At 70.5% G+C, this 10,493-nt stretch carries 13 protein-coding genes; 7 read left to right on the top strand and 6 right to left on the bottom strand.

Annotated elements, in window-relative coordinates:
• The coding region (locus ACIRDX_RS16820) for a nitrilase-related carbon-nitrogen hydrolase (protein ID WP_396626596.1) at positions 1-610 on the top strand (610 nt) is incomplete at its 5' end.
• A 147-nt stretch (positions 611-757) separates the two neighbouring features.
• Here the strand turns inward: ACIRDX_RS16820 and ACIRDX_RS16815 are convergent.
• Complete coding sequence (locus tag ACIRDX_RS16815) at positions 758-1,747, bottom strand: gluconolaconase (protein ID WP_396626595.1); 990 nt, start codon at positions 1,745-1,747, stop codon at positions 758-760.
• Positions 1,748-1,849: 102 nt separating this feature from the next.
• The gene (locus ACIRDX_RS16810; protein ID WP_396626594.1) at positions 1,850-2,380 is read right to left on the bottom strand and encodes a C40 family peptidase; all 531 of its coding nucleotides are present in this window, start codon (positions 2,378-2,380) and stop codon (positions 1,850-1,852) included.
• Positions 2,381-2,609: 229 nt separating this feature from the next.
• Between ACIRDX_RS16810 and ACIRDX_RS16805 the strand changes: the two genes are divergently transcribed.
• Positions 2,610-3,053 carry an HNH endonuclease gene (locus ACIRDX_RS16805; RefSeq protein WP_396626593.1) on the top strand — a complete coding sequence of 148 codons (444 nt, stop codon included), beginning with the start codon at positions 2,610-2,612 and terminating at the stop codon, positions 3,051-3,053.
• A gap of 100 nt (positions 3,054-3,153) precedes the next feature.
• Here the strand turns inward: ACIRDX_RS16805 and ACIRDX_RS16800 are convergent, their stop codons facing one another.
• Positions 3,154-3,945: a hypothetical protein gene (locus tag ACIRDX_RS16800; protein ID WP_396626592.1), complete on the bottom strand. Its 792-nt coding sequence runs from the start codon at positions 3,943-3,945 to the stop codon at positions 3,154-3,156.
• A 61-nt stretch (positions 3,946-4,006) separates the two neighbouring features.
• A complete protein-coding gene (gene mtgA, locus ACIRDX_RS16795; protein ID WP_396626591.1) occupies positions 4,007-4,945 on the bottom strand; it encodes a monofunctional biosynthetic peptidoglycan transglycosylase in 939 nt (312 codons plus the stop codon).
• Positions 4,946-5,308: 363 nt separating this feature from the next.
• On the opposite strand from mtgA, the gene ACIRDX_RS16790 reads away from it, so the two are divergent.
• Genes ACIRDX_RS16790 through ACIRDX_RS16780 form a run of 3 tightly spaced genes read left to right on the top strand, consistent with a single transcriptional unit; the run spans position 5,309 to position 5,903 of the window.
• On the top strand, positions 5,309-5,473 hold the full coding sequence (locus tag ACIRDX_RS16790; RefSeq protein ID WP_396626590.1) for a Flp family type IVb pilin: 165 nt from the start codon (positions 5,309-5,311) through the stop codon (positions 5,471-5,473).
• 50 nt (positions 5,474-5,523) lie between these two features.
• Positions 5,524-5,688: a Flp family type IVb pilin gene (locus tag ACIRDX_RS16785; protein WP_396626590.1), complete on the top strand. Its 165-nt coding sequence runs from the start codon at positions 5,524-5,526 to the stop codon at positions 5,686-5,688.
• Positions 5,689-5,738: 50 nt separating this feature from the next.
• On the top strand, positions 5,739-5,903 hold the full coding sequence (locus tag ACIRDX_RS16780; protein ID WP_396626589.1) for a Flp family type IVb pilin: 165 nt from the start codon (positions 5,739-5,741) through the stop codon (positions 5,901-5,903).
• A 160-nt stretch (positions 5,904-6,063) separates the two neighbouring features.
• Here ACIRDX_RS16780 and ACIRDX_RS16775 read toward each other — a convergent pair whose 3' ends face one another.
• A complete protein-coding gene (locus ACIRDX_RS16775) occupies positions 6,064-7,533 on the bottom strand; it encodes a M48 family metalloprotease (protein ID WP_396626588.1) in 1,470 nt (489 codons plus the stop codon).
• Between the two features lie 126 nt (positions 7,534-7,659).
• On the opposite strand from ACIRDX_RS16775, the gene ACIRDX_RS16770 reads away from it, so the two are divergent.
• Positions 7,660-8,184: a hypothetical protein gene (locus ACIRDX_RS16770; RefSeq protein ID WP_396626587.1), complete on the top strand. Its 525-nt coding sequence runs from the start codon at positions 7,660-7,662 to the stop codon at positions 8,182-8,184.
• Between the two features lie 68 nt (positions 8,185-8,252).
• Here ACIRDX_RS16770 and ACIRDX_RS16765 read toward each other — a convergent pair whose 3' ends face one another.
• Positions 8,253-9,263: a dihydrodipicolinate reductase gene (locus ACIRDX_RS16765; RefSeq protein ID WP_396626586.1), complete on the bottom strand. Its 1,011-nt coding sequence runs from the start codon at positions 9,261-9,263 to the stop codon at positions 8,253-8,255.
• Between the two features lie 127 nt (positions 9,264-9,390).
• On the opposite strand from ACIRDX_RS16765, the gene ACIRDX_RS16760 reads away from it, so the two are divergent.
• Positions 9,391-10,493 (top strand): DUF2339 domain-containing protein (locus ACIRDX_RS16760; RefSeq protein WP_396626585.1); only part of this gene is annotated, 1,103 nt, incomplete at its 3' end.

The raw sequence follows: 10,493 nt of genomic DNA, 5'->3' as shown, positions 1-10,493 counted from the left end.
GTACCGCAAGGTGAACCCCTGGATTCCGTTCGAGGTGCACGCCAGTCCGCACGACCTCGAGGGCTACGACGAGCCGCTGTTCCCGGTCGTCGACACCCCCATCGGCAAGCTCGGGTGCGCCATCTGCTACGACTGGCTGTTCCCGGAAGCGATTCGACAACTGGCGGCCAACGGCGCGGAGGTGCTGATCCGCGTGTCGGCGTACATGGACCCGTGGGGCGCCACCGAGCCGATGAACTGGTGGACGCTGGTGAACCGGACGCGCGCGCTGGAGAACATGGCCTACGTGGTCGCGGCCAACCAGGGGGCGAGCCTGCGGCACTACCCACCGTACTCGTGGCCGGGCGGCAGCCAGGTGGTCGATTTCGACGGGCGGTTGCTGGCCGAGGCCTCGCCGGGGCCTGGAGAACGCATCGTGGTGGCGCCCGTCGACATCGCTGCCCTGCGGCACGAGCGCGAGACCCGCGTCGGCCACCACATGCTGGCCCACCTGCGCACATCCGCCTATCCGGTGTACCAGCAGCCCGGGTTCCCGCCCGCCGGCCAGGCGTCACCGATCACCTACGCCTCGAACGTCGCGCGCACGCAACAGCGCAAGGCCGGCCTGTAGGGTAGGCTCGGCAGGATCACTGACCGTCGACCTGAAGGTCGACGGCTACGAACCACATGGTGGGGCTCGTGGCGATCGAGCGCCGCTGCCGACTGCCGACTGCCGAGTATCGGGTTCGTGGCGGTCGACGTTCACGTCGACCGATCCTTACCCGATCCTGTAGATGGTGTCGTCCGAGCAGACGACCATCGCGCCATCGGTGGGATCGAACGCCACGCCGATGAGCCCGACGCCGCTCACCTCGAGCATGCGACTGCCGTCGGCCGCAATCCGGTAGACGCCGCTGTCGCCCGACAACGCGTCGACCACGTGCAGCACGCCCGCCGCATCGAAGGCCAGCCCCTGGGGCCGCCCGAAGCCGTCGAGCCAACGCGACACCGTGCCGTCCGGCGCGATCCGGTACAGCGCATCCGAGGAGTTCAGCGTGGGCGCGGCCACGATCACGTCGCCCTCGGGCGCCACGGCCAGGTGGAACGCCGCGACACTCGGCGGGATGCTCGCCAGCGGCGCATGCTGGCCGTCCGGCTGCACGCGGTGCACGGTGCCGGACCTGTCGCCGACGAGCAGGTCGCCGGCGGCCGTGAAGGCCAGGCCGAACGCCACGCCGAGGTTCTCGGCAAACCTGGTCGCCACGCCGTCGGGGCCGACACGCGACACCGTGCCCTCGAAGCGGCTCGACACGTAGAGATGCCCGTCGGGCCCGAACGCCAGCGAGGTGGCGTTGCCGAGCCCGCTGACGAACGGCTCGCGCACACCGTCGGCCCCGATGCGGAAGACCGACACGGGCGTGTCCTGCCCGCGCTGCCCGCTGAGCGTCGCGTAGAGCCGTCCTTCGGCGTCGAAGGCGGGGCTGTCGACCTGGTGCACGCCCGTCGTGACCGGGTGGCCGACCGTGACCAGGGGCGTGCTGCCCTCGAGGCCCTCGATGGCGAGCGGTTGCTCCCCGCCGGGCACATCCGCCGGCACCTCGATCACCAGGGCCCGAGACGACGCTCGACACACGCGAGCCGCGCGCCCGCCGAGGGTGACAGCCGGGACACGACCGGGTTGCACGTCGAAGCCGCTGCCGGCCACCTCGAGGCGTCCGCCCGGCGTGACCGCGCGGGGAAGGATGCGATGGATGTCGGCGCGGGGCATGGGGGGATCGTATCAGTCGACAGTCGGCAGTCGGGAGTCGGCAGTGGGTAGGGCCGGCTCTCCGAGCCCGGCCGTCGCCAGGACCGGCTCTCCGCTCGCGGCTCAGTCGACGATGCGGCGGGCGCCGGCGAAGCGTGTGGCCCAGTACTTCTGGTCGAGCCTGTCGATGCGCACCCGGCTGCGCGTGTTGGGCGCATGGATGAAGGTGCCATCGCCCTGGGCGATGCCGACGTGCGAGACACGGCGACCGCTGGTGCGGAAGAAGACGAGATCGCCAGGGCGGAGGGCATCGCCGTCGACTTCGCGCCCGATGGCGAATTGCTCGTCTGCCGTCCGCGGCAACTCGACGCCAGCCTGGCCGTAGAGGTACTGCACGAAGCCGCTGCAGTCGAATCCGTCGGGGGTCGCGCCGCCCGGTCGGTACGCCACGCCCGTGTAGCCACGCGCCTGCACCACCAGCTGGTCGCCGTTGAGGGTCGCCTCGGGTTTGGTCACGACGGGGATCCCCGCCATGCCATGGGAGGCGCAGCCCGCCATCCAGCCGAGGGACGCCAGCGCCAGGAGCAGCAGCACACGCGGGAGCGCGTCGACGCGCGCGAACAACCTCATCCGCCATACGCATCGGCGGGTCACGCTTAACTCTTTAGTCACGTGCACGTTACCTCCGTTCGGGCGGCTTGACAGCCCGATCGGGCTCGCACAGACTACCCGGAGTTCGTCTACACGTGGAAGGGGTGGCTGGAGGAGGCCACCCGGGGTCGGTTACGGCGCTATGGAGCAGACACTGCTTCTCAACGCGACGTGGGAGCCCCTCAAGGTCGTCGACTGGCAGAAAGCCCTGACCCTGTGGTGCCAGGGCAAGGTGGAGGTCGTCGCCAGTTACGACCGGGAAGTGCGCTCCGTCTCGCTGAGCTTCCGTCTTCCCTCGGTCATCCGCCTGCTGAGGCGGATTCGCATCAGGCGGGCCATCGATGATGTGCCCTTCTCGCGCGCGAACATCTATGCCCGCGACGCCTGCACCTGCCAGTACTGCGGCGTGCGCTTCCCTGCCGCCGACCTCACCTTCGATCACGTCATCCCGGTCGCCCAGGGGGGACGCAAGACCTGGGACAACATCGTCGCCGCCTGTGTGCAGTGCAACAGGCGGAAGGGCGGACGCACGCCCGAGCAGGCCGGGATGGCGCTGATCCGCACGCCGAAGCGCCCGTCGAAGGCACCGGCGGTGCGGCTGACGATCGGCCTGCGCCACACGCCGGACAGCTGGCGCGACTACCTGTACTGGAACGTGACGCTGGACGAAACCTGAGGGACCGGTAGGGCGCGGTGTCCCACCGCGCCGCCAGCGGCCAACGGCGGGATGAGGACATCCCGCCCTACCTTCCTCCGTGACATCCCGGCCTACCTGGTCAGGCGGCGCAGACGGGCACGAGGCGTCGCTGTGCGCGGCTGAAGTCGCGCATCACCAGGTCGGCTTCGGTGAAGGCGGCTCGTCCGGGCGTGTCCTTGAACGGATCCACACGCACATCGGGATCCGAGGGCTGCGTGTCGAGCACGTGCACATAGCGCTGCGGGTAGGTGCCGTCGCGGAACGTGGTGCCGACGACGTGGCCGTGTCGCGCCTGGAGCGTCGCGAAGTCGTGCCGCACCACCTCGAGCACGTCGGCCGACGGCGCGGTCTCGAGATACGCGAGCACGAGGTCGCGCACATCGTCGAAGAAGCGCGGCGGGTGGGTGCGCTGGTCGAGCGTGCCATCGGCGCGCGCGAGTTGGCGCAGGCCGGTGGCATCGGGCGCGATGTGGTAGAGCTCGTGCACCACGGTATCCAGGCGCACCACCCATGGCGGCAGCCCGGCGTAGCGCTCCAGCTTGCGCCTGCCCACCTGGTCGGCGAAGCGCGGCAGGCCGACCGAGATCATGTACTCGACCGGCGTGCCATGCACGACCACCTCCGGCGACCGCGTGACGAACCAGGGCGAGCGGCGGGTGATCGCGCCGGTGTCGGCGTCGGCCCAGAAGTAGTAGCCGGGCTCGCTGGTCGGCAGCGTGAGGCAGTGGCAGGTGGCGTTGGGCCCGTCGGCGCCGGTGCGTCCGCGCCGTGCGAACACCAGGGTGCGCTCCGGGCGCACGTGGGCGAGCCCCGGGACGCGCTGGCCGATGTCGGCGATGAGCCGTGAGAGCGCGTCGGTGAAGTGGAACATCGCTGTGGGAGCGAATCGGTCGTTCGGGCCGCAACATGAGACACCCGCGGCGGCCACGCGGTCAAGCTCGAGGGACGGGCGTCGGCGGCGGGGCGGGCAGCTCTTCTGACGAAGGTGGGGACGCCGGTTCGGGCGTCGGACCCGGCTCCGCGGGCACCGGGATCACCGTGTCTGACGCCGGAGCGGTGGCCTCGGACTCACCGGAGGTCGTTGCGGACGGCTCACCCGCCGTCGCCGTCGGCTGCGCGGGTGGCGGCACCGGCGCATCGCGCATCTGCATGCGCCGCAGGATCATCGCCTGCCGGCGGAGCAAGCGGCGGGGCGGATGCCCGGGATTGTAGACGTTGGGGTTGATCAGGGCGCCCGCGAGCAGGGCCGCCTCGCTGGCGCCGAGGCTCGCGGCCGACTTCCTGAAATAGTGGCGGCTGGCCGCCTCCGCGCCCCACGTGTCGTCTCCCCACTCGACGACGTTGAGGTACAGCTCGAGGATTCGCGTCTTGCTCAGCACGCGCTCGAGTCGATGCGCAATCATCAGCTCACGCAGCTTGCGGAGCGGATCGCGGGACTCGGAGAGGTAGAGGTTCTTGGCCAGCTGCTGCGTGATGGTGGACCCGCCGCGCACGATGGTGCCCTTGGCGAGGCTGGCCTCGAGCGACTCCTTCATGGCCTCGAGCTCGATGCCCTCGTGCTCCCAGAATCCGCTGTCCTCGGTGACGAGCACGGCGCGCTTGAGGGTCTGCGCGATGCGCGCGTAGGGCACGAAGCGGTAGTCCTGCCGGAGGGGCCTGCCCTCGGCGTGCGCCTGCCGCTGCCGGACGCGCATGAACGCGGTCTCGATGGGCGGCGCGTCGAGCAGCGGACGCACGTCGGGCACCGTCACCGCGAGGTAGCCCACCGCGAGCACGCCGGCGGCGGCCAGGCCCGCCAGGACGCGCCCGGCGGTGCGCAGCCACGGCGCCGAGGCACTCGCACGGGCGGGACGACGGCGTGGGGGCGGCATGCGTCGCCGCCAGTATACAAAGCCTCGCGCGGGACGCCGCGCGCGAGGCCTCCGGCCAGGCCACCTCACGGCGCCGCCAGTCATCGCGCGACGCCGCCGAAAATTGGCAACTGATTACTGACGCTTTTCAGCGAGGCCCGTGGCGGTCGACGCGTGACGCCTGCGGCGAGAGGCGGGAGGCCTGGCCGGCGGCCGCGTGGATGCACGCGATCCGTGGCCCGCGCGACGCCGACCGCCTGCTGTTGGCTTGCGTTGGGAAGGCCCTGGCCGCCTCCCGTACAGTCGCTTCAGCTCGAGGACACGAGCTCGAACGCCGGCCCGATGATGGGCCCAAGGACACAGGGACACACGACCATGATCAACATGCTGCTCACGCTCATCCGCGACGACCAGGGCCAGGACCTCATCGAGTACGCGCTGCTCGCCGGCTTCGTCGCGCTCGCCACGACCGCCGCCGTCACCTCGGTCGGCACCAGCCTCAACACCGTCTACGGCAGCGTCGCGACCAAGGTCGCCGCGGTCAAGTAACGCACCAGACACGCACACGACCTCACACGGAGCTCACGACCATGATCAACATGCTGCTCACCCTCATCCGCGACGACCAGGGCCAGGACCTCATCGAGTACGCGCTGCTCGCCGGCTTCGTCGCGCTCGCGACGACCGCCGCCGTCACCTCGGTCGGCACCAGCCTGAACACCGTCTACGGCAGCGTCGCGACCAAGGTCGCCGCGGTCAAGTAACGCACCAGACACGCACACGACCTCACACGGAGCTCACGACCATGATCAACATGCTGCTCACCCTCATCCGCGACGACCAGGGCCAGGACCTCATCGAGTACGCGCTGCTCGCCGGCTTCGTCGCGCTCGCCACGACCACCGCCGTCACCTCGGTCGGCACCAGCCTGAACACCGTCTACGGCAGCGTCGCCACCAAGGTCAGCGCCGTCAAGTAAGGCCGGGGGCTTACGGCTCAGGGCTCAGGGCTTGGGGCTTGGGGCTTGGGGCTCAGGGCTCAGGGCTCAGGGCTCAGGGCTCAGGGCTCAGGGCTCAGAGAGCATTCAGACTGGGAGGCTCATCGAGCCATGACCCATGGGCCGCACTCCCGGGGGCGTCCTACCTGGCCTCGACGACAATCTTCATCCGGTCGCCTGCCCGCGGCGGCTCCTGGGGCGCGTAGCCGTTGAGCACGGCGAGCGTCCGCGCGGGCACCACGCCGGCGCCGGGCCCCGTCGCGAGCCGCTCCCAGGTGTCGCCCGCCTGCGCCGTGTGCAACCGAATCACGTTGGGCCGGATGCGGTCGGCCTCGCCACGCGACAGCGGCTGGAACGACTGCACGGTCGCGTCGACGGCACGGACGACGCCCTGGGCACTGCGGGGCGAGGCCAGGCCGGCGACGCGGAAGACCTTCTGCTCGTGCGCGATCCAGGCCGCCCGCAAGACCACGTCGCCCTGATCCGGCAACTGGCCGCGGAACGTGCCGATGAAGGCCGGCAGTCCGTTCACGCGCGTGTCTCCGCCGTCGATGAACTGCAGGCCCGTCTGCCCGAGATCGGCCGCCGCGACCTCCTCGAGCGATCGCCCGCGGGCTTGCTGCACGAGTTGGAGGAACACGTAGCCGCCTCCGCCCTGCGGCTGCGCGACCACCTGCTGCGGGGTGTTCTGCACCTGCCATCCCTGTGGGAACTCCATCCGGAAGCGCAGGTCGGGGTGCAGGAAGGCGTTGCCCCGCAGGACGCCCTCGCGGGGGTTGTCGCCGAACATGAGGCCGGCGATGCGGTCCAGGTAGGCGGCGCGGTTGACGGCCAGTTCGCGTCCACCCGACTGGGTACGCAACGCCGTCACTCGTTCCTCCAGCCGCGCCACACGGTCGGCAGGCATCGGGTGCGTGGACAGCCAGTTGGGGACCCCCTTCCGATCGGGGCCATCGTCGAGCCGGCCGAGCGTCTCCAGCATGCTGGCGACGCCACGCGGGTCCCAGCCCTCGGTGGTGGCGTAGGCGGCGCCGAGGTCGTCGGCCTGCAGCTCGTCATCGCGACCGAACTTGAGGAAGAGCAGTCCCAGGCTCGCTTCAGCGGCCTGCCCGAAGGGTCGCAACTCGGGGACGAAGATCTGGCCCAGCAGCAAGCCGAGCGATCCGGCCGTCTGTTTGCTGTACTGCGCGGCGGAGTGTCGGGCCGTGACATGCGCAATCTCGTGGCCGAGCACGCCTGCCAGCTCGGCTTCGCTGTTGAGGTGCGCGAGGATGCCGCGCGTCAGGTACACGAACCCGCCAGGGACCGCGAAGGCGTTGACGGCCGGGGCATCGACGATGGCGAAGGTCCAGGGCAGCTGTGGACGCTCGGTGGCGCTGGCGAGGCGGCGTGCGATGCCATCGACGTACCCCTGCAGCTGCGGATCGTCGACCACGCCCATCTCCTGACGGATCTGCGGGTCTGATTCCTTGCCGAGCGCGACCTCCTGGGACTCGCTCATGAGGCTGAACTCTCGCTTGCCGGTCGCGGGGTTGGTGGCACACGCCACGGCGATCGCGGCGATGCCTGACGCGAGGGCCAGGCGACGCAGGGCTGCAGCTCGTCGAGTCATCGAGGTCTCCTGCTTCGACTCTAGCAAGGTCGACGCCAGATGTGGTCGTGCGGGCTGGCACCCGGTGACGGCCCGTTCGTCGCAGGCCGTGAACTGCCGGCCGCGAGATCTCGTCCTCACCGAGTGATGACGCCGGAACTGCAGGCCCTGACCACGCCACTGCCGTCACGGCTGCGCTGGACGCGCGCGCACCGGCGCACGGCATGGCTCTTCGATGGTTCGACCTGCGTGGGCTCGCTCGGATTCGGCGGCTACGGCCGTGCCAGCGGCCTGACGAGCGCCGGCGTGTGGCACCTGCATCGTCGCGGCGTGCTGCAGCAGGGTGTACACCTGACGCCCGCCGACGGACGGCACCCGCCCATCGTGTTACGCCAACTGTGGGGGATTGATGGGGACATCGACCTGCCGGGAGGCGAGGGACTCGGGTGGCGCTCCCTCGGCGCGACCGGCGCGCGCTGGGGCTTCGAGCGCCGTCGCGATCATGCCCGGCTGCTGACCTTCACCGCGGACGCCCCGCTCGATGGGGACGTGCTCGTCGACGTGAGCCCGTCAGCGGCGTCGATCGCGGATCCGACCCCCCTGCTCCTGCTGGGGGCGTTCCTGGTGCGGCTGGCCGTGGATGACAGCGTGGTCATCGCTGGCGCGGTGTAGTTCGAAATCGGACCTTGGCCCACTCGCGAGGGGCGCGGCGTTGGCCGGCGCCCCTCGGGAGACGTGCCTCAGCGTTCCTTCCCGCCGAACCACGACGGGATGACCATGCTGCGCATCGTCTGCAGGCCAGCCGGCGCCGTGAGGACCTTCGGGATGGAGTTCACGGTGATCGAGGCGGTGGCGATGTCGCCGTGCACGCCGCCCGCGATCTTCATGTGGAGGTCGGGGACACCCTTCACGACGACCGCATCGTAGGATTCGGGCGCGCCGAGGTAGGCCTCCATGTGCAGCGTGATGAGCGCCTGGCCGTCCTTGTTGTACCCGGTGCCGGTCTGGACGATGCCGGCCACCTGCCCCTTCTTGACCTCGAGGAACTGGCTGCGGGTGGGCTTCTGCGCGATCTTCGGCCCGATGACGTCGGTGATGCTGTCGAGCTTCCAGCCCATCGCATCGGCAATCATCGCCACCGACTCGGTGAGCCCGACGTGACGCACCGATCCGCCCTGCACCTTCTCGGCGAACTGCTCGGGGGTCAGGCCGGCGCCGATCTTCTGCTGGAACGGCAGTCGGCGGATGGAGGCATCCTGGATGCGTTCCACACGGATGCTGTCCACGCGCTCGCACACGCCGGTGAGCGTGATGGGCAGCGCGTCCATCGTGAACCCGGGGTTGACACCCGTGCCGAGCACGGCCACCTTGGCCTTGCGGGCCAGGGCGTCGATCTTCTTGGCGAGCCGCTTGTTCGAGAACCAGGGGTACGCCAGTTCCTCGGTGGTCGACACGATGGGCAGCTTGTACGCGAGGACGTCGGCGACCTGCTCGGCGACCTTGGCCAGCGACGAGCTGGTGCACAGCACCACGACGTCGGGCTTTCCGGCCTTGATGGCGGCTCCGAGCCGGCCCTCGACCTTCACCTTCAGGCTCCGCCCGAGGTCGGCGACCTCGCCGAGGTCCTTGCCGATCTTGGCGGGGTCGAGGTCGACCGCGCCGACGATCTTGAAGCCCTTGCGCGAGGCGCACTGGCGGACGACACCGACACCAATGGGACCAAGTCCCACGTGGAGGACACGGATGGCCATAACCGGGAAGTCTCCTGGAAGACGCCCCGGGCCTCCCTCGGCCAGGCTCCCGAGTCGGACCCGGGAGCCGCGCGCGCGAGGCAAGTCGAAGGGCGCGTAACCTGAGGATTATACTCGCGAGCACATCGTGGACATCCTCATCGGACTCGTCTTCCTCGGTGCGTCGCTCGCCGTCGCCTTCGTGCTGCCGGTCCTGTCCTTCCTGCGCGCCTCGCAGGCGACGCAGCGCGCCGAGGCGCTGGCCCGTGACCTCGCAGCCTTGCGTGCCGAGGTCGCCGCGCTGCGCGCCAGCGGCGCCGCGCCGCCCGGCGACGTCGAGGCGCAGGCTGCGTGGACAGCGCGGGTGCGCGAGATGGCCGCGGCGCGGTCGATGCCGGCCCAGGAGGTCGCCGCACCAGTCCAGGCGACGGACGTCAGCGGGACTGTCGCAGACGCGTCCGCTGCCGACGTCGTCGCGCCCGACTCCGCCGACGCCGTGCCCGCGGGCGAGGTCGCCACGGCCGCGCTGGCGGACGTGGCCCCGCCGCCCCTGCACGAGACCTCGACGAGCACGGGTGACGGGCCGTCGGCGGCCCCGGACCTTCCAGCCTTCCCGCTCCCCGCAGCGGCGACGACGACGGCGAGCCCGGAAGGCCTCGAGGAGCGCATCGGCGCACGCTGGCTGCTGTACGCGGGCATCGGCGCGCTGATCCTCGGCGTCAGCTACTTCATCAAGTTCGCCTTCGACAACGGGTGGGTGAGCGAACCGTTACGGGTGCTGATCGGCCTGTCGGCGGGTGCCGGCCTCGTGGCGGCAGGCCAGCGCTTCGTCCGCAACGGCCTGGCGTTCTTCGGGCATGCGCTCAGCGGCGGCGGCCTCGTCGTGCTGTATATCGCCCTGTACGCCGCGCTCCACGTGTACGACCTGGTGTCGCCGGGCACGGCCTTCGGCGGCATGGTGCTCGTGACGGCCCTCGGGCTCGTCCTCGCGGATCGGCATCGCGTGGAGGTGCTCGGCGCCCTCGCCGTGGTGGGCGGCTTCCTCACACCTGCACTCGTGGGTGGCGGTCAGGACCGACAGGTCGTCCTGTTCCTCTACAACGCCCTGTTGCTGGCGGGCGTGCTGCTGATGGTGTGGCGGCATGCCTGGGCAGGTGTCGCGTTGATCGGCCCGGCGCTGGCCGCGGCGATGAGCGTGGCCTGGGCCGTGCAGCACTACCGCCCCTCGGCCGGCCTGCAAACGCTGCTGCT

The organism is Luteitalea sp., from assembly GCF_044337415.1.
Lineage (GTDB): Bacteria > Acidobacteriota > Vicinamibacteria > Vicinamibacterales > Vicinamibacteraceae > Luteitalea.
This window is presented reverse-complemented; position numbering and strand designations above follow the sequence as displayed.

Coding starts and splice junctions, on each gene's coding strand:
- ACIRDX_RS16815 (WP_396626595.1), bottom strand. CDS start 1,747: ATGCCCCGCGCCGACATCCATCGCATCCTTCCCCGCGCGGTCACGCCG.
- ACIRDX_RS16800 (WP_396626592.1), bottom strand. CDS start 3,945: ATGTTCCACTTCACCGACGCGCTCTCACGGCTCATCGCCGACATCGGC.
- mtgA (WP_396626591.1), bottom strand. CDS start 4,945: ATGCCGCCCCCACGCCGTCGTCCCGCCCGTGCGAGTGCCTCGGCGCCG.
- ACIRDX_RS16790 (WP_396626590.1), top strand. CDS start 5,309: ATGCTGCTCACGCTCATCCGCGACGACCAGGGCCAGGACCTCATCGAG.
- ACIRDX_RS16785 (WP_396626590.1), top strand. CDS start 5,524: ATGCTGCTCACCCTCATCCGCGACGACCAGGGCCAGGACCTCATCGAG.
- ACIRDX_RS16780 (WP_396626589.1), top strand. CDS start 5,739: ATGCTGCTCACCCTCATCCGCGACGACCAGGGCCAGGACCTCATCGAG.
- ACIRDX_RS16775 (WP_396626588.1), bottom strand. CDS start 7,533: ATGACTCGACGAGCTGCAGCCCTGCGTCGCCTGGCCCTCGCGTCAGGC.
- ACIRDX_RS16770 (WP_396626587.1), top strand. CDS start 7,660: ATGACGCCGGAACTGCAGGCCCTGACCACGCCACTGCCGTCACGGCTG.
- ACIRDX_RS16765 (WP_396626586.1), bottom strand. CDS start 9,263: ATGGCCATCCGTGTCCTCCACGTGGGACTTGGTCCCATTGGTGTCGGT.